Genomic DNA, 18,678 nt, shown 5'->3' with positions numbered 1-18,678 from the left:
ATTTGCCTCAATTTCAGCCATAGTGCCCTCCATTTGGGGCAAACGCCTCATGTGGCGGCGCACGCGGTGGACCGACGATTACCGGTGACAAGTCAACCTCGAGAAAGTACGGAGACCAGATCATGAGCGAATCGACATGCCCAGCGATCGCGCTGCTGGGTGATCAACCGGAGCGGGTGCCGGACGGCGCACGGATCGACGCCGTGGACGTCAGCCGGCGCGTCAGTGGCCGCCAACTGCTGCACAACATGTCGCTGTCGGTGGAGCCGGGCGAACTGATCGCCATCGCCGGCGGCAGCGGAGCGGGCAAAACCACTTTGTTGGAGGTCCTCGCCGGGCTGCAACCTCCGTCGACCGGAGAACTTCGCCACGGCGGCGTCGCGCGTCGCGCCGGCGTGGGGGCCGTCGCGAAAGTCGGCTACGTGCCCCAAGACGACATCATCCATCTCGAAATGCCGCTGCGCCGCACCCTGCGTTACGCGGCGCTACTGCGGCTTCCCGGTGGCACCACCGCACGGGAAGCGGAACGGATCGTCGACGAGACGCTGCACAGCCTCGACCTGGCCGATCGAGCCGACGTGCCGGTACGTCAGCTGTCCGGCGGTCAGCGCAAGCGGGCCAGCATCGCGGTGGAGTTGCTGACCCGGCCACGCCTGTTCTTCCTCGACGAACCCACCTCCGGGCTCGATCCCTCGACCGCCGCTGAGGTGATGCGGCTCCTGCGCCGGCTCAGCCAACACGGTGTCACCGTCGTCCTCACCACCCACGAACCGGCCGCCATCGACCAGTGCGACCGGGTGGTCTTCCTAGCCCGCGACGGCCATCTGGCCTTCACCGGCAGCCCGGACGCGGCCCGCCGCTATTTCGGCGTGCAAAACCTCACCGAGGTGTACGAGCGCCTGGCGGCCGAACGCGCGCCGCGGACCTGGGCGGAGCGATTCGCGCAGAGCCGCAAGGCACCAGACGCCCGGCCCGGCTTCACTCGTCCGGCAGTCGCCGCCGCGGCGCCTAATGCCAACGGCACGGGCATGATCCGACAATGGTGGCTGCTGACCCGGCGCAACGTCGATGTTCTCGTCCGTAATCGGCTCACCCTGGCGATCCTGCTCGGCTCGCCGGTGCTGGTGACCGCAATGATGGCGACCTTGTTCAAACGGGGTGCCTTCGATCCGGGTGACGCCGCCGGCGTCGGCCCGGCCCAGATCGTGTTCTGGATTGCGTTCGACGGCTTCTTCTTCGGGCTGACCTACGGTCTACTTCAGCTCGTCGGCGAGATGGCCGTCTTCCGGCGCGAGCGCATGGCCGGGCTCAGCGTGAGCGCCTATGTGGGGTCGAAGGTGACGGCGCTGCTTCCGCTTCTGGCCGGAGTGAGCGCGGTGTTGCTGATAGTGCTGCGCGCGCTTGGTCGGCTCCCCGCGCTCGGGTGGCACGTGTACGCCTCGCTGTTCACCACGATTGTGATCGAAGCGATTTCGGCACTGGCGCTTGGCCTTTTCGCCTCGGCCGCGGTCTCCAACGCCGCGCAGGCGGCCCTTGCCCTGCCGATGCTGTGCTTCCCGCAGGTGCTGTTCGGTGGCGCCATCGTCCCCGTCGACCAGATGGCCACGCCCGGGCGCCTGATGAGCCTCGTGCTGTCCAACCGGCACGCCTTCGATGCGTTGGGCCGCGACCTGCAACTCGACCGTTACACCGCCACGTTGCCCGCCATGTCCGCCTACCGGCAGACCTTTGCGGGCGGCAACGCGGTCAGCCTCATCGCGCTCGCCTCATTCGCCGTCGTCCTCACGCTGGCCACCGCGTGGTTGCTGGACCGGCGATCCCGGCCCGGTGCAGCCACGCGATGACGGCCACGCCGGGCCCGCGGTCCTGCACCGGGACCGCGGGATCGGCTGCCTGTAAGTCCAAGGGACACAACAAGGTTGAATACGGCACCGGCTCAGGCTTGATGGACGAAGGCGTCGATCGGCTCGTCGTGTCCCCGCAGGTTCAGCGTGCGCCTCGCCAGGTGGGCCGTCATTTCGTCGGCGACCCCACCGGCGATCAACAACTCGCCACCGGAGGCGAGTTGTTGCATCCGGGCCGCGGCGTTGACCGGACGACCGAGTGCGGTGAAATCGACGACGGCCTCGCCGACGTTGCCCACGTACGCGATACCCGCGTGCACGGCGACGCCGACGTCCAGCCAGGGTCCACCCGCAGTGCCGTACCCGACCGCTTCGAGCAGGTCGACGCCCGCCTCGACGGCCCGTTGACGATAGGTGGGGCCGCTGATGCCTTGCACGAAAAACGCCATCACCTCATCACCGATGAGTTTGTCAATCACCGCGTCATGGCGCAGCAGGGTTTGCGTTGCGGCACAATAGAACCGGTTGAGCATCGCAGCGAAGTCCGCGGCGGCCCTACAGTGTCCCAGCGCCGTGGAGCCGCGAACATCAGCGAACAGCACCGCGATGTCGACCTCGGCTCCGCCTTGCGGCAGTGCATCGCAGCAGCGCATGCACAGGTTGGGATTCTTGCGCGACGGGCGGAAGCCGGCTACGGCGAAGAGCCGACCGACGGGTCCACCGAACGGGTTGTTGCACAGCTTGCATCGCGGCGCCGAGGGCAGGTAGCGAAACGCGTGCCTTGCCCTGACCAGGGACGCGTGGCCGTCGGTGAGCACCCGGTTCCACAGCGCCGACGAGGGCGCCGGTTGCGGTTCCAACGGGACGGCCGTGGCGGCTGGGCCGGTGGCATTGCTGATCATGCGGAAATATTCGCCCAGATTCGCTCACCGGCACATGGGGCATTCGCCCCAAACATCGCAGCGGGTCAGTTGGGTGCCCCGCCGGCCAAGCCGTGCCGGGTCGCGTACAGGCTGGCCCCGATCCGGTTCGAGACCCCGATCTTGGCGTAGATGTGTTCGACGTGATTACGAACCGTCTTCTCGGAAATCCACAGCGCCGAGGCGATCTCCTTGTTGGAGTGTCCCTGTGCGACATGGAGCAACACCTCGGCCTCGCGCCGGGTCAGCCCCGCCGGCCTGGCGGCTCTGCGCGACGGCCGATGGCCCGCGGCCTGCAACACGGCTTCGACCGCGTCGCCGTCCAGGTGGCCGCGGACAGCTTCGTCTCGCAGTTTCCCGGCCGCGGCGGCTTCGTCGTGCGCATCGCGATACGGACGCGGTTCCATTGAGGAGCAATAGCTTTCGGCGGCGGCGAGCAGCCGGTCGCGAACCGACAGGTCATCACCGCGCAGACCGTTCGGGTAGCCCGAGCCGTCCAGTCGCTCGTGATGGTTCACCGCGACCTCCCGGACCGCCTTCAGTCCGCCGACCCGGGCCAAAATCCTGCCGGTCAGATAGGGATGCAAATGCACCCGCTCGCGTTCGACGTGGGTCAACGCGCCCGGCTTTTCCCACACCCGGTTCGACACCCCGATGCGACCGAGATCGTGAACGTAGCCGGCCCGACGCAAGATATCGATTTCGTCTTGCGGCAGCCCGGCGCATTTCCCTGCGCTCTCGGCCAGCTGCGCGACGGCGCGTGAATGACCAAGAGTGAACGGGCATTTCAGATCCGCGAAGTCACCCATCGCGCACAACAGCCGGTCCAGCGCGGGACCGCTCAGCGCTTCGCCCGGATCCGGAGCCAAGTCGGCAGCGGTCGACCAGACATCTTCGTGCTCGAGCAGCAGGTCGTCGGCGGCCGCGGTGAACACCGCGACGATATCCGGGTCAAACTGCTTGCCGCTACGGCGGCGAATCTCGGCGATCGCGGCGCTGGCGCCGTAAGCGCGATGGTGCACTTCGGCGATGTCGCAAATCTGCGCCACCCGCATTGCCATCGGTATCTGGTTTCCCGCGGCCCCGGCGGGAAGACCGCTGCCGTCCCATCGCTCGTATGCATAAGGCAGGGCTTGACACACATCGGCGCCCAGGCCGATCTCCTCGGCGAGTAATGCCGCCGAGAGGCAATGGGAGTGCACCAACCCGCCGAGATTCCCGCGTGCGTCCCAGAAAACTTTGGCCGCCAACCGGGCTCGTTTCGGCAACGTCGACCCACGGCCCAGATTGCTCATCAGGAAGCGGCGGTATGGCGCGCCGGACCAGTCGATGTAGTGGCTGTCATGTCGCACCGCGATGTCGTCGCCGAACCACTGCACATACTCGTGCGAGTCGGCGTGACAGCCGATCCACATCACCAGGGCCGTGTAAAAAACCGTCCCGCGCTCGCGCTCGTCGAGTCCGAGCCGCATCGCCAATCGCGAGCCCATCGCCGCCGACCGCAGCATGTGATCCATCGGCTGCCCGAGCCCGAGGTCGATCGCCAGAGATAGCGCGGCCAGAATGTCCGTCCGGGACACGGCTCCGTCGAAGGGCATGGAACTCGCCCCTTTCCCGACCCTCACCGGCGCGGCGTCACTGTAGCCACACACAAGCCGATGCCTGCTAAGCCTAGGGCATTGGCGTTGCTGCCGGGCCGAGAAACCTATTGGCGAGGTTGGGCGCGCGGCTAGCGGCGCTTGACCGACTTGGGTGGCTTGGCGCCGCGACCCTGTTGCCGCGCCGCGGCGCGCCGCTCGCGCCGGCTGGCACCCCCGGGAACCCCGGCCGGCGTCTTGGAATCGCCGCCGTTGCGCTGGACCGCCGCCGAGCCGTCCTCCGCCGGTCCGGAGTAGGTCATGGCCGGCGCTTCGTTGTCAATGCCCTTGGCGCGCAATTGGGTTGGGGCCTCTTCGCGCACGGCCGTCGCCGCGCCGCCCTGCTTGCCGGCCGCGGCGGTGGCGAATTCGGCCAGCCCCTCCGGGGCTTGTACCGGCGCGACCTGCGGGCTGGGCACCGCCTCGACGGTGACATTGAACAGGAACCCGACCGACTCTTCCTTCATGCCGTCGAGCATCGCCATGAACATGTCGTAGCCCTCGCGCTGGTACTCGACGAGCGGGTCGCGCTGGGCCATCGCGCGCAGCCCGATGCCCTCCTTGAGGTAGTCCATCTCGTAGAGGTGCTCGCGCCACTTGCGGTCGATCACGTTGAGCAGCACGTTGCGCTCCAGCTGGCGCATCGCGCCCTCGCCGGCGATCTCCTCGAGCTCGGCTTCCCTTATGGCATAAGCGTTTTCGGCGTCTTTGAGCAGCGCCTCGAGCAGCTCCTCGCGGGTGAGGTCGTCGAGGTCGGCGTCGGCGTCGCGGCGCGTCAGCGTCGCATGGTCGATGCCCACCGGGTACAGCGTCTTGAGCGCCGTCCACAGCGCTTCCAAGTCCCAATCCTCGGCGTAGCCCTCGGAGGTGGCGCCGTTGACGTAGGCGGTGACCACGTCGCGCACCATGTCCAGCGCCTGCTCCTTGAGGTTCTCGCCCTCCAGGATGCGGCGGCGCTCGGCGTAGATCACCTTGCGCTGCTGGTTCATCACCTCGTCGTACTTCAGGACGTTCTTGCGGACCTCGAAGTTCTGCTGCTCGACCTGGGTCTGGGCGCTCTTGATCGCCCGGGTGACCATCTTGGCCTCGATCGGCACGTCGTCGGGCAGGTTCAGCCGGTTGAGCATCGCCTCCAGCGCGGCGCCGTTGAACCGCCGCATGAGCTCGTCGCCCAGCGACAGGTAGAACCGCGACTCGCCCGGGTCGCCCTGCCGGCCGGAGCGGCCGCGAAGCTGATTGTCGATGCGCCGGGATTCGTGCCGCTCGGTGCCCAGCACGTACAGGCCGCCGGCCTCGATCACCTCGGCGGCCTCGGCGGCGACCTCCTCCTTGACCTTGGGCAGTTCCTCGTGCCAGGCGGCGTCGTATTCCTCGGGCGTCTCGACCGGGTCGAGGCCGCGCTCGCGCAGCCGCTGGTCGGTGAGGAAGTCGGCGTTGCCGCCGAGCACGATGTCGGTTCCGCGGCCCGCCATGTTGGTCGCGACGGTGATGCCGCCGCGGCGGCCGGCGACGGCGACGATGGTCGCCTCCTGCTCGTGGAACTTCGCGTTGAGCACGTTGTGCGGCACGCGGCGCTTCTGGAACTGGCGCGACAGGTACTCCGAGCGCTCCACGCTGGTGGTACCGATCAGCACCGGCTGGCCCTTTTCGTAGCGCTCGACGACGTCGTCGACCACGGCGATGTACTTGGCTTCCTCGGTCTTGTAGATCAGGTCGGACTGGTCGGCGCGGATCATCGGCTTGTTGGTCGGGATCGGCACCACGCCGAGCTTGTAGATCTCGTGCAGCTCGGCCGCCTCGGTCTGGGCGGTACCGGTCATGCCGGCGAGCTTGTCGTAGAGCCGGAAGTAGTTCTGCAGCGTGATGGTGGCCAGCGTCTGGTTCTCGGCCTTGATCTCCACGTGCTCCTTGGCCTCGATGGCCTGGTGCATGCCCTCGTTGTACCGGCGGCCGTAGAGCACGCGGCCGGTGAACTCGTCGACGATCAGGACCTCGCCGTCGCGCACGATGTAGTCCTTGTCGCGGTTGAACAGCTCCTTGGCCTTCAGCGCGTTGTTGAGGTAGCTGACCAGCGGCGAGTTGGCGGCCTCGTAGAGGTTGTCGATGCCGAGCTGGTCCTCGACGAACTCCACGCCCAGCTCGTGCACGCCGACGGTGCGCTTGCGCAGGTCCACCTCGTAGTGGACGTCCTTCTCCATCAGCGGCGCCAGCCGGGCGAACTCGAGGTACCAGTTGGAGGCGCCGTCGGCGGGGCCCGAGATGATCAGCGGGGTGCGGGCCTCGTCGATCAGGATGGAGTCGACCTCGTCGACGATGGCGAAGTTGTGCCCGCGCTGGACCAGGTCGTCGAGCGAATGCGCCATGTTGTCGCGCAGGTAGTCGAAGCCGAACTCGTTGTTGGTGCCGTAGGTGATGTCGGCGTTGTAGGCGACCCGGCGTTCGTCCGGCGTCATCTGGGCCAGGATCACCCCGACCTCGAGGCCGAGGAAGCGGTGCACGCGGCCCATCCACTCGCTGTCACGTTTGGCCAGGTAGTCGTTGACGGTGACGACGTGCACACCCTTACCGCCAATCGCGTTGAGGTAGGCCGGCAGCACCGAGGTCAGAGTCTTGCCCTCACCGGTCTTCATCTCGGCGACGTTGCCGAAGTGCAGTGCGGCACCGCCCATCACCTGCACGTCGAAGTGCCGCTGGTCGAGCACCCGCCACGCGGCCTCGCGGGCGACGGCGAACGCCTCGGGCAGCAGGTCGTCGAGGCTTTCGCCGTCGGCGTGCCGCTTCTTGAACTCGTCGGTCTTGGCCCGCAACTCGGCGTCGGTGAGCTTCTCGATCTCGTCGGACAAGGTGTTGACGTAGTCAGACACCCGCTTGAGACGCTTGAGCATGCGACCTTCGCCAAGGCGCAGCAACTTCGACAGCACGGTGTTGTCCCCTTTTGGGATGTGCCCCTGTTGGTAGGAGTCTTTTCTTGAGCGACTCCCATGGTAGGCGACGACCCCGTGGGTACCGCCGTAGCGGCGATCGCAAGCGCGGCAACGCCGGGCGTAGCGGGTCGCCGCCCAACCAGCCCCGTCAGGACAGCCTGATCAGGCCGTAGTCGTAGGCGTGCCGCCGGTAGACCACGCTGGGCCGTTCGGTCTGCTTGTCGTGGAACAGGAAGAAGTCGTGTCCGACCAGCTCCATCTCGTAGAGCGCGTCGTCGACCGTCATCGGCGTCGCCGGGTGCTCCTTGGTCCGCACGATGCGCCCGGGCTCGTGGTCGGGTTCCACGCCGTCGCGCTCGGCGGGCGCGGGCTGCGGCGCGCTGTCCGGCGGGACGGGTGGCACCGCGGTGGCCGCGGCCAGTGACACCGGGGTCTTGTCCCCGTAGTGGACCTTGCGACGGTCCTTGACGCGGCGCAGCCGGTTCTCCAGCTTGTCGACCGCGGACTCGAACGCGGCGTAGAAACTGTTGGCACAAGCCTCCGCCCGGGTCACCGGGCCGCGGCCGCGGGCGGTGATCTCCACGCGCTGACAGGATTTGCGCTGGCGGCGGTTGGGCGCGTGCTTGAGCTCGACATCGAAGAGATAGATGGAGCGGTCGAACCGCTCGAGCCGGGCGAGTTTTTGCGAGACGTACAGACGGTAATGATCGGGGATTTCAACGTTGCGGCCCTTGAACACAACATCGGCGGTGGTTGTCGGTGGGGCTTGCTCATCGATGATGGGCGGTTGGTCCAGAATCTGACCGGAATCCACGGATAGCCTTGACATACGTGACAACTCGTTTCTCTTTTCACGTCGCACGCGCCCTGCGTGCCCGGCTGCTTGATGCGCCGACGAGGTGAGAGCGGTTCGAGACTGGCTACCGCCGCAGGCTGCCCGCCGGTGCAAGGTGTCGATTACTCACCCCTTCCCGCGGATGGGTCCCACCTGGAAAATCGCGACCAGTGAGTCAGACCGATGAGTCGTTCTTCGTTGTTCTCGACGTTAGCTCGTGTTCGCCTGCCGAGCCACTAATTTGGTCCGGCTGTTGCGAGTTCTTCACAACCTCTTGGCCGGCTCACGGGGTCGGCCTGGCGGCGGTGAGGTTCACACGGCGGCCAGCGCCAGCACCGCGGCGACCCGGACCCCGGCGGCGTGCAGGATGCGCACCGACTCGCGCGCGGTCGCACCGGTGGTGACGATGTCGTCGACGACCATGACTTCGGTGCGCAGTGGTGGGCCGCGCAACACCACCCGGCCGGTGATGTTGCGCTCGCGCGCGGCCGTGCCCAGGCCCACCGAGTCACGGGTCAGCGCCTTGAGCCGCAACGCGGCAACGACGGCGATCTCCGGATGCCGCGCCACCGCGGCGCGCGCCAGCCGGGCGACGGGGTCACCGCCGCGCCGCCGCGCGGCCGAGCGCCGGGTGGGCGCGGGGACGACGGTCAGCGGGGTGGGCACGATCCCCCACGACAGCAACCGGTGCACGCCGACGGCCAGGGGCCGCGCCAGCGGTTCGACCAGGTCCGCCCGGCCCCGCTCCTTGAGCGCCAGGATCGCGTGCCGGCGCGCGTTGGCGTAGCGGCCGAGCGCGAACACCGGGACCTCCGGGTCGATGCGCGGGGTCACCACATGCGGCTGGTCGGCCGGCACCGACAGCTCGGCGGCGCACGCGTCGCACCAGCGGGTCGACGGCGCCCCGCAGCCGCCGCATTCGGCCGGCAGGAACAGGTCGAGCATGGCGTCAGTGTGGCGGGTGGGTGTGACACCGAGCTTGTGCGCTACCCCGGCAGCACCGGTGCCGCCCCGGGCACCGTGAGTCCGGGCACCTCCGACCAGCCTTGCTGACCGTCGGCCGACGGCGAATACTGCAGCACCCCTTGCGGTCCCGCGACGTAGGCCGTCGACGGGTTGGCGACCACCGTGGTCACCGGCATCTGCAGACCGTGTGGCGGCGCGTCGGAGTTCACCCCGTCAATGTTCACGTAGGACACCGGATGGCTGGCGTCGGTGCGGGTCACCACGATGTCGTCGCCGGTGCGCCACGACAGCGACACCACCGAATTGCCCAACCCGAATCCGAGCCGGCGCGGGAAGGTCAGGGCGTACTGCCCGGCCTGGGTCTGCTCGACGCTGGCCAGAATCACCTGGCCGCCGATCACCATGGCCGCGCGGGTGCTGTCGCGGGACAGCTGCAGGTCGGTGATGGGCCCAGGGAACCGGGTGGCCACCGCCACGGAATCCACCGGCAGCCGGGCGGGCTGCCCGGAGGCCGGCTCCTGAATCGCCCGCAACACGTTGTTGCCGTCGACGACCACCCACACCACGTCGTCCAGCGACCACGTCGGCCGCGACAGGCTGTGCCCGTCGGCGGCCTGCACGGCCTCCTGACCCAGATCACCGATCCACAGGGACGCGGCCATGTCCGGGGCGCCGCGGTGCAGCGTCACCACCGAGGCCACCTGCCGGCCGGAGCGCGACAGCGCGGCGCCGGTCTGGTCGCCCACGCGGCCGAACGCGCCGGGCACCGTGACGGTGTGCTGCCCGTCCAGCGACACCAGTGAGCCGTTGACCAGGGCGTGCAGCCCCGCGCCCGCGCCGTCGGCGGCGCCGGGATCGGTGGCCGCGACATCCGAGGTGGTCCACCCGTCGCGGAACCGGTCGTCCAGCGGCGCGCCGTCGGCGTTGATCACATAGGGGCCGCGGATGTCGGCCCTGGCCAGCGTCCAAATGATCTGCGCCGCAAGCAATTGCCGGCTGTGCGGATCGGTGGTGGACAGCTTCTCGAGTTCGACCCGCGCGCCGCCGTAACCGCGACCGATGCCGTTCTTGCCGCCGTCGGCGCGGGTCACCGGCCCGCGCAACCGCAGCGGCGGGGCGAGCAGGTTGCGCACGGTGTGCGCCATCTCCGGCCGCGGCCCGGCGATCACCTTCGAGATCAGCTCGGTGGCCAACTGGTCGTGGTCGGGCACCGCGACGTAACGCGGGTCGGGGACCACCGTCTTGCCGGTCGGGTCGGCGAAGTACAGGGTGTTGCGCTTGTAGGTGGACTGGAACTGCTGCCAGTCCAAGAACACCCCGTTGGGCAACCGGTCGATGCGCCAACCGCCGGAGGTCTTGACCAATTCGATCGGCCCGGGGTCGGGCAGCACGCCCTCGGCGGTTTCGAACACCCCCACGTCGGACAGCGAACCCAGGATGTCGGCCCGCATGGTGGCCGAAACCCGCTCGGCCGCACGGGTTTCGACGAACACCACGTGGTCGATCAGCAGCGCGCTACCGGCGTCGTCCCAGGCGTTGGACGCCGACTGGGTGAGGAACTGGCGCGCGGCCAGGTGGCGGTTGGCGGGATCGGCTGTGGCCTTGAAGAATTCGCGCAGCAGCACGTCCGGGTCCATGCCCGGCGTCGGCTTGGGCAGGTTCGACGGCGCCGGCCGCTCGACGGTGCCGATGGCTTGCGGCGCCGACGAGCTGGGCACCCCCGCGCAGCCGGCGAGCAGCGCGGCCAGCATCAGCAGGCCCAACAGCCGCCGCATCACAGGGTCCTCTCGGCGTGCTCACGCTGGCGCGGACGGTCTTTCGCGTGCTGCGGGCCGCTGGGAGCGGGTTGCGGAATCGGCTTCATGGGCAGCGGGCTGGTGGTGACCTTGTGGCCACGCACCAGCGGCAACGTCAGCCGGAAACACGAGCCGTCGCCGGGTTCGCCCCACGCCTCCAGCCGGCCCTGGTGCAGTCGCGCGTCCTCGATGCTGATGGCCAGGCCCAGCCCGGTGCCCCCGGACCGCCGGACCCGCGAAGGGTCGGCCCGCCAGAACCGGCTGAACACCAGCTTCTCCTCGCCGGGCCGCAGCCCGACGCCGTAGTCGCGCACGGTGACGGCCACCGTGTCCTCGTCGGCGGCCATCCGGATCTTGACCGGCTTGTGCTCGGCGTGGTCGATGGCGTTGGCGATCAGGTTGCGCAGGATGCGCTCCACCCGTCGGGTGTCGACCTCGGCGATCACCTCCTCGGTCGGCAGGTCGACCTTCAGCTCGATGCCGGCGTCCTCGGCCAGATGCCCAACGTTGCTCAGCGCGCTGCGCACCGTGGTGCGCAGATCGACCGCCTCGACGGACAGCTCCGCGACGCCGGCGTCGTGCCGCGAGATTTCCAGCAAGTCGTTGAGCAGCGACTCGAACCGGTCCAGCTCGTTGACCATCAGCTCGGTGGAGCGCGCCAGCGTGGGGTCCAGGTCGGCGCTGTGGTCATAGATCAGGTCGGCGGCCATCCGCACGGTGGTCAGCGGGGTGCGCAGCTCGTGGCTCACGTCGGAAGTGAAGCGGCGCTGCAGATTACCGAACTCCTCCAGCTGGGTGATCTGGCGCGACAGGCTCTCGGCCATGTCATTGAAGGACATCGCCAGCCGGGCCATGTCGTCCTCGCCGCGCACCGGCATGCGTTCGGACAGATGCCCTTCGGCGAAGCGTTCGGCGATGCGCGACGCCGACCGCACCGGCACCACCACCTGCCGCGACACCAGCAGCGCGATCCCGGCCAGCAGCACCAGCAGCACCGCGCCGCCGGTGATCATGGTGCCGCGCACCAGCTGGATGGTGGCCTGCTCGTTCTTGAGCGGAAAGATCAGGTAGAGCTCCAGGTTGGCCACCTGAGACGACGCCGGCGTGCCGATGACCAGCGCCGGTCCGGAGAACCCGTCGGTGTGCACGGTGGCGTACTGGTAGGACGCCTGCCCGGCCTTGACGAAGCCGCGCAGCGAAGCGGGCACCTGGTCGACGGGCCCGGCGGTGGTCGCCGCGCGCGGGCCGTCGCCCGGCACCATCAACACCGCGTCAAAGGCCCCCGCCATCCCCGCGCCCGAGGCCGGGTCGGTCTTGGAGGTCAGCGTGTTGCGCGCCAGCTGCAGGCTGCTGTCCAGGGATCGCGCCTCTTCGCCGTTGACGATCCCGCCGACGGTGGTGCGCGCCCGCTCGATCTGCTCGATGGCGGCCTTGACCTTGACGTCGAGCACCCGGTTGGTGACCTGAGAAGTCAACACGAAACCGAGCGCCAGGATGACCGCGAGCGACAACCCCAGGGTCAGCGCCACAACCCGCAGTTGCAGCGAGCGCCGCCAGGCGATGGCCACGGCGCGACTCACCGCGCCCATGCCACGAGTCATGGGACCGGAGCGTCCCCAACGGCTCCGAGTGCGTCGCCGAGAGCCCCAGATCACGTGTCCCTACCGGTCACGGAGGTCCGGCCTTGTACCCAACTCCTCGAACGGTCAACACTACGGTCGGGTTTTCGGGATCCTTCTCAACCTTGGCGCGCAGACGCTGGACGTGCACGTTCACCAGACGGGTATCCGCCGGGTGACGATAGCCCCACACCTGTTCGAGCAGCACATCACGAGTAAACACCTGCCGCGGTTTGCGCGCCAACGCCACCAGCAAGTCGAATTCCAGCGGTGTCAGCGAGATCTGCTCGCCGTTGCGGGTGACCTTGTGCGCCGGCACGTCGATCTCCACGTCGGCGATGGACAGCATCTCGGCGGGCTCGTCGTCGTTGCGCCGCAGCCGCGCCCGCACCCGCGCCACCAGCTCCTTGGGCTTGAACGGCTTCATGATGTAGTCGTCGGCGCCCGACTCGAGGCCCAGGACCACGTCGACGGTGTCGGTCTTGGCGGTCAGCATGACGATCGGCACGCCGGAGTCGGCGCGCAACACCCGGCACACGTCGATGCCGTTCATCCCGGGCAGCATCAGGTCCAACAGCACCAGATCGGGGCGCAGTTCGCGCACCGCAGTCAGGGCCTGGGTGCCGTCACCGATGACCGCAGTGTCGAAACCCTCACCCCGCAACACGATGGTCAACATCTCGGCGAGCGAAGCGTCGTCATCGACGACGAGAATCCTTTGCCTCATGGAGTCCATGGTGTCACCAGATCGGGACAAAACTCGGACATCACACGGGCGTTTCTTCTTCGAAAGGGCCGAATCGTGACAAATCTGTGCTAGTCGGCGGCCAAATCGGCGGCCAGCCGGCCGGGATCGACGTCCGCGTCGACGCTCAGCCACCGACCACCCCAGCCCGCGGCGGCCAGGTCGGCGTACACCGCGCCGGTGCGCTGCTGCAGCCCGTCGTCGCGTTCGTAGCTGTCCCGCGCGCGGCCAGGATCGGACTCGGCCCGGCGGCGGGCCCGCCGCCCGGCCAACTCGGCCGGCACCGCGAGCAGCACCTGCCAGTCGGGCACGGGCAGGCCGAGGCGCCCGTATTCCAGCGCGTGTATCCATGCCACGGCCGGCCCGGCCGCGTCCTGATGCAGACGGGCGGCGGTGTAGGCCGCGTTGGAGGCGACGTAGCGGTCCATGATCACCACGTCGTGCTCGCGGCGCAGCGCCTCGATGTCGCCGACGGCCCCCGCGCGATCCAGCGCGAACAGCATCGCCATCGCGTACACCGACGACGCGAGATCGCCGTGCTCGCCGTGCAGGGCCTCGGCCGCGATGTCGGCGGTCACCGACTGCCCGTACCGCGGGAAGGCCAGCAAGGCCACCGACTTGCCGTCCGCCTCGAACAGCTTGCGCAGCTTGTCGGTCAGCGTCCGCTTGCCGGCGCCGTCGATGCCCTCGATCGCGATCAGCACGGCGCGAGCCTAGCCCGTTGTCGAGCGCCCGGCCGGCTGGGCACGCGGTGCCGAACGCCCGGCTGGCCGGGCGTTCGGCCGAAGCGCCGGCTCAGTAGCGGTAGTGGTCGGCCTTGTAGGGACCGTCGACGTCGACGCCGATGTACTCGGCCTGCTCCTTGGTGAGCTTGGTCAGCTTGCCGCCGAGCGCCTCGACGTGGATGCGGGCCACCTTCTCGTCGAGGTGCTTGGGCAGCCGGTAGACCTCGTTGTCGTACTCGTCGTTCTTGGTCCACAGCTCGATCTGGGCGATGACCTGGTTGGAGAAGCTGTTGCTCATCACGAACGACGGGTGCCCGGTGGCGTTACCCAGGTTCAGCAACCGGCCCTCGGACAGCAGGATGATCGACTTGCCGGTGTCCGGGAACGTCCACAGGTCGACCTGCGGGCGGATGTTGGTCTTGGTGGCGCCCGACTTCTCCAGCCGCGCCACCTGGATCTCGTTGTCGAAGTGGCCGATGTTGCCCAGGATCGCCTTGTCCTTCATCGCCTTCATGTGCTCGAGGGTGATGATGTCCTTGTTGCCGGTGGTGGTGATGACGATGTCGGCCTCGCCGATCACATCCTCGACGCGCTTGACGTCGAAGCCCTCCATCAGCGCCTGCAGGGCGTTGATCGGGTCGATCTCGGTCACGGTCACCCGCGCGCCCTGGCCGGCGACCGACTCGGCCGAACCCTTACCGACGTCGCCGTAGCCGCAGATCAGCACCTTCTTGCCACCGATCAGCACGTCGGTGCCGCGGTTGATGCCGTCGATCAGCGAGTGCCGGCAGCCGTACTTGTTGTCGAACTTGCTCTTGGTGACCGAGTCGTTGACGTTGATCGCCGGGAACGCCAGGTCGCCGGCGGCGGCGAACTGGTAGAGCCGCAGCACGCCGGTGGTGGTCTCCTCCGAGACACCCTTGATCGACGCGGCGATCTTGGTCCACTTGTCCTTATCGGTTTCGAAGCGCTTGCGCAGCAGGTTCAGGAACACCCGGTGCTCGGTCGAGTCGTCCTCGTCGTCCGGCGGCACCACGCCGGCCTTCTCGTACTGCGCGCCGCGCAGCACCAGCATGGTGGCGTCGCCGCCGTCGTCCAGGATCATGTTCGCGGGCGCGGCGGCGCCGTCTTTATCGGGCCACGTCAGCACCTGCTCGGCCGCCCACCAGTACTCCTCGAGCGTCTCGCCCTTCCACGCGTACACCGGGACGCCCTTGGGCTCCTCGGGCGTGCCGTGCGGGCCGACGACCACCGCGGCGGCGGCGTGGTCCTGGGTGGAGAAGATGTTGCAGGACGCCCAGCGCACCTCGGCGCCCAGCGCGACGAGGGTCTCGATCAGCACCGCGGTCTGCACGGTCATGTGCAGCGAACCGGAGATGCGCGCGCCCTTGAGCGGCTGCACGCCGTGGTACTCGCGGCGCAGCGACATCAGACCCGGCATCTCCTGCTCCGAGAGCTCGATGTCCCGGCGACCGTAATCCGCCAACGACAGATCGGCGACCTTGAAATCGATGCCGTTTCGAACGTCGGGGGTGAGTGCGTTTTCGGTCGTCGTCATAGCGTGTTCTTCCTTTTTCGGCTCGCTCGCCTGTGGCTTGCTCGGATGAAAGCGGTAATTAGCTTAGGTATGTTCTTGCGCCACTGTAGTCGCGGGTCGGCGCGGACCTCGGCGCAGGGAAGGGCTCAGGGGACGTTGACGACGCCGTGCCGCTCGGCGAACGGCGTCATCAACCGGGCCAGATCGGCCGCCACGTCGTGGTCCGCCTCGGGCGGCATCGACACATAGCTCAGCGCCAGCCGCACGATGGCCCGCGCCAGCACGCCGGCGTCCTCGTCGCTGGTGGCCACCCAGCTGTGGGTCAGCGCGTTGGTCAGCCGCTCGGAGGCACGGTTGATGATGGGCGCGCTGTCGGTGGTGATGATCTGCAGCAGGTCGGGTTTGGCCACGCCGGTGAGCAGCGAGATCACCAGCGGGTCGGCCGACAGCTCGGTGAACAGGTCGCGAAAGCCCCGCAGAAACGCCTCATAGATGTTGCCGACGTTGGCTTCCAGCGCGGCGTTGACGGCGTCGACCAGCCGGTCGGCCAGGCGCAGGCCGTACCCCTGCGCCAGGCCTTGGCGCGAGCCGAACTCGTTGTAGATCGTCTGCCGGCTGACGCCCGCGGCGCGGGCGACGTCCGACAGCGTGATGGCCGACCAGTCGCGGGTCAGCAGCAGATCCCGCATCGCGTCGAGCACCGAGTCGCGCAGCAGGGCGCGCGAGGCCTCGGCGTACGGCATCCGCTTCACAGGCGCGACAATAGCGGCTTTGGCCGCCGCGTTGGCGGCGATCACGAACGGGCGATCTCCACCATCTCGAAGTCGGTCTTCGCCGCACCGCAATCCGGGCAGCTCCAGTCCTCGGGGATGTCGTCCCAGCGGGTCCCCGGGGCGATGCCGTCCTCCGGCCAGCCCTTAGCCTCGTCGTACTCGAATCCGCACTGCACGCAGACGAACAGCTTGTAGCCCTCGTTCATCGGTTCACTCCTGATAGTTCGAAATCGACTTTCTCGCGCACCGCACAATCGGGGCAGCACCAGTCCTCGGGGATGTCGGCGAAGGGCGTGCCCGGCCGAAAGCCTTCCCGCGGTTCGCCTTGCGCTTCGTCGTAGACGTAGTCACACCCCGGGCAGCGGTAGGCGGTCACGCGGCGTACTTCGCCAGCAGCTTCTCGCGCAGCCGCGGCGCGATGTTGACGCGGGTGATGTCGCCGTCGTAGTGCGCCAGCACCCGGTGATCCATCACCTTGCGCCACAGCGGCGGGAAGTAGGTGAGCGAGATCATCGACGCGTACCCGCTCGGCAGGTTGGGCGCACCCGCCATGCTGCGCAGCGTCTGGTAGCGCCGGGTCGGGTTGGCGTGGTGGTCGCTGTGCCGCTGTAGGTGATACAGGAACAGGTTGGTCACCACGTGGTCGGAGTTCCAGCTGTGCGCCGGGGTGCACCGCTCGTAGCGGCCGCTCGAATTCTTCTGCCGCAGCAGCCCGTAGTGCTCCAGGTAGTTGACCGACTCGAGCAGGCTGAACCCGAAGACGGCCTGGATCACGACGAAGGGGATCAGGCCCGGGCCGAAGACCGCGATCAGCGCGCCCCACAGCACCACCGACATCAGCCACGCATTGAGGACGTCGTTGGACGCGTACGTCTTCGGGTTCCAGGGGCTGGCGCCCTGCCGGCGAATCCGTTGCGCCTCCAACTTCAGCGACGAGCGCAGGCTGCCGATGACGCTGCGTGGCAAGAACTCCCAGAAGGTCTCACCGAAGCGGGCCGACGCGGGGTCCTCCGGGGTGGCGACGCGCACGTGGTGGCCGCGGTTGTGCTCGATGTAGAAGTGGCCGTAGCAGGTCTGCGCCAGGGTGATCTTGGACAGCCAGCGCTCCAGCGAGTCCTTCTTGTGGCCCATCTCGTGCGCGGTGTTGATGCCGACGCCGCCGAGCACGCCGACGGACAGGGCCAGGCCCAGCTTGCCCGCCCAGCTGAGCGCGCCGTCAAAGCCGAGCCAGCCCAGGTCCGAGGCGGTGAACAGGTAGGCGCCCATCACCACGCTGAGGTACTGGAACGGGATGTAGGAGTAGGTGCAGTAGCGGTAGTACTTGTCGTTCTCCAGCCGCTCCATGACCTCGTCGGGCGGGTTCTGCCCGTCGGGACCGAAACGCAGGTCGAGGATCGGCAACACGACCCAGAGCAGGATCGGCCCGATCCACAGCGGCACCTGCGCGGCGGCGTGCCAGCCCAACGTGTTGAGGCCCCAGATGAGCGGCAACATCACGAACAGCGCCGTCGGCGCGATCAGCCCCATCAGCCACAGGCGACGCTTCTTGTCCCGCCAGGCGAGCGGGTCGGTTTCCTGTCCCAGCTGCGCTTCGAATGTGGTCATCTGCCAAACCTCCTTGTGAGTCACGCCACGTTGAGGTTGGACAATACCGCTGTTTGCGTCTTCTGTCTAGACAAACACCGCGGTTTTGTAAAGCAGCTGCGGCTAGGGCACCGGGCTGTGCGGATCGACCTCGAGCGAGTCGCTGGGCTCGGCCTCCCCTTCCTCCCGCCGGCCCTGCACCGAGTGCCAGTAGCCATAGCCGGCGTAGATCGCCGTGCCCACCACCAGCCACACCCCGAACCGGACCCAGGTGAGCGCGGTGAGGTTGAGCATCAGCCACAGGCAGGCGGCGATCGACGCGATCGGGAGCAACGGCACCCACGGCGCCTTGAAACCGCGTTCCAGGTCCGGCCGGGTGCGGCGCAGCACGATCACGCCGGCCGAGACCAGCACGAAGGCGAACAGGGTTCCGACGTTCACCATCTCCTCGAGCTTGGTGATCGGAAACACCGACGCGGTCACGGCCACCACCAGCGCGACCAGCACGGTGATCCGCACCGGCGTGCCCCGCGCACCCGTCTTGGCCAGCGACCGGGGCAACAGGCCGTCGCGCGCCATCGCGAACAGGACCCGGCACTGGCCGAGCATCAGCACCATCACCACGGTGGTCAGGCCCGCCAACGCACCGATGGAGATGATCTTGCTCGCCCAGTGGATGCCGTTCGCGGTGAAGGCGGTGGCCAGGTTCGCCTGCCCGCGGCCGCGGACCGTCTTGAGTTCGGTGTAGGACACCATGCCCGACAGCACCACCG

At 68.2% G+C, this 18,678-nt stretch carries 16 protein-coding genes; 1 reads left to right on the top strand and 15 read right to left on the bottom strand.

The window, feature by feature from the left end:
• The first annotated feature begins 122 nt into the window (after positions 1-122).
• The gene (locus tag A5622_RS25120) at positions 123-1,844 is read left to right on the top strand and encodes an ATP-binding cassette domain-containing protein (protein WP_082994690.1); all 1,722 of its coding nucleotides are present in this window, start codon (positions 123-125) and stop codon (positions 1,842-1,844) included.
• 92 nt (positions 1,845-1,936) lie between these two features.
• Here the strand turns inward: A5622_RS25120 and A5622_RS25115 are convergent, their stop codons facing one another.
• From A5622_RS25115 to A5622_RS25050, 15 genes are all read right to left on the bottom strand, one after another.
• Entirely contained in the window at positions 1,937-2,746 is an 810-nt protein-coding gene (locus A5622_RS25115; protein WP_066881896.1) for an adenylate/guanylate cyclase domain-containing protein, read from the bottom strand.
• 65 nt (positions 2,747-2,811) lie between these two features.
• A complete protein-coding gene (locus tag A5622_RS25110; RefSeq protein WP_066881894.1) occupies positions 2,812-4,362 on the bottom strand; it encodes an HD domain-containing phosphohydrolase in 1,551 nt (516 codons plus the stop codon).
• Between the two features lie 131 nt (positions 4,363-4,493).
• Entirely contained in the window at positions 4,494-7,322 is a 2,829-nt protein-coding gene (gene secA / locus A5622_RS25105) for a preprotein translocase subunit SecA (protein WP_066881892.1), read from the bottom strand.
• Positions 7,323-7,473: 151 nt separating this feature from the next.
• Positions 7,474-8,139, bottom strand: a complete 666-nt coding sequence (hpf, locus tag A5622_RS25100; RefSeq protein WP_066868063.1) for a ribosome hibernation-promoting factor, HPF/YfiA family — start codon at positions 8,137-8,139, stop codon at positions 7,474-7,476.
• A gap of 333 nt (positions 8,140-8,472) precedes the next feature.
• Positions 8,473-9,105 carry a ComF family protein gene (locus tag A5622_RS25095; protein WP_066881890.1) on the bottom strand — a complete coding sequence of 211 codons (633 nt, stop codon included), beginning with the start codon at positions 9,103-9,105 and terminating at the stop codon, positions 8,473-8,475.
• 41 nt (positions 9,106-9,146) lie between these two features.
• Positions 9,147-10,901 (bottom strand): MtrAB system accessory lipoprotein LpqB, encoded by a 1,755-nt coding sequence (gene lpqB / locus A5622_RS25090; RefSeq protein ID WP_156748944.1) that lies wholly within the window; start codon positions 10,899-10,901, stop codon positions 9,147-9,149.
• Positions 10,901-12,577 (bottom strand): MtrAB system histidine kinase MtrB, encoded by a 1,677-nt coding sequence (gene mtrB / locus A5622_RS25085; protein ID WP_082976000.1) that lies wholly within the window; start codon positions 12,575-12,577, stop codon positions 10,901-10,903. Before mtrB ends, lpqB begins: the two co-directional genes overlap by 1 nt.
• A gap of 13 nt (positions 12,578-12,590) precedes the next feature.
• A complete protein-coding gene (gene mtrA / locus A5622_RS25080) occupies positions 12,591-13,277 on the bottom strand; it encodes a two-component system response regulator MtrA (protein ID WP_007168097.1) in 687 nt (228 codons plus the stop codon).
• Positions 13,278-13,357: 80 nt separating this feature from the next.
• A complete protein-coding gene (locus A5622_RS25075) occupies positions 13,358-13,990 on the bottom strand; it encodes a dTMP kinase (RefSeq protein ID WP_066881888.1) in 633 nt (210 codons plus the stop codon).
• Between the two features lie 91 nt (positions 13,991-14,081).
• Positions 14,082-15,569, bottom strand: a complete 1,488-nt coding sequence (gene ahcY / locus A5622_RS25070; protein ID WP_066881886.1) for an adenosylhomocysteinase — start codon at positions 15,567-15,569, stop codon at positions 14,082-14,084.
• A gap of 125 nt (positions 15,570-15,694) precedes the next feature.
• Complete coding sequence (locus A5622_RS25065; RefSeq protein ID WP_066881903.1) at positions 15,695-16,291, bottom strand: TetR family transcriptional regulator; 597 nt, start codon at positions 16,289-16,291, stop codon at positions 15,695-15,697.
• Positions 16,292-16,341: 50 nt separating this feature from the next.
• Positions 16,342-16,527, bottom strand: coding sequence for a rubredoxin (locus A5622_RS25060; protein WP_066881884.1), 186 nt, complete (start codon positions 16,525-16,527; stop codon positions 16,342-16,344).
• The gene (locus A5622_RS28720) at positions 16,524-16,697 is read right to left on the bottom strand and encodes a rubredoxin (RefSeq protein ID WP_082984708.1); all 174 of its coding nucleotides are present in this window, start codon (positions 16,695-16,697) and stop codon (positions 16,524-16,526) included. Before A5622_RS28720 ends, A5622_RS25060 begins: the two co-directional genes overlap by 4 nt.
• Positions 16,694-17,926 (bottom strand): alkane 1-monooxygenase, encoded by a 1,233-nt coding sequence (locus A5622_RS25055; protein WP_066881882.1) that lies wholly within the window; start codon positions 17,924-17,926, stop codon positions 16,694-16,696. Before A5622_RS25055 ends, A5622_RS28720 begins: the two co-directional genes overlap by 4 nt.
• 102 nt (positions 17,927-18,028) lie before the next feature.
• The coding region (locus A5622_RS25050; RefSeq protein ID WP_156749046.1) for an amino acid permease at positions 18,029-18,678 on the bottom strand (650 nt) is incomplete at its 5' end.

Origin of the sequence: Mycobacterium sp. 1245801.1 (assembly GCF_001673055.1) — a bacterium.
In the GTDB taxonomy this organism is placed as follows: Bacteria; Actinomycetota; Actinomycetes; order Mycobacteriales; family Mycobacteriaceae; genus Mycobacterium; species Mycobacterium europaeum_A.
The sequence above is the reverse complement of the archived record's forward strand: the minus strand, read 5'-3'. Positions and strand labels throughout refer to the sequence as shown.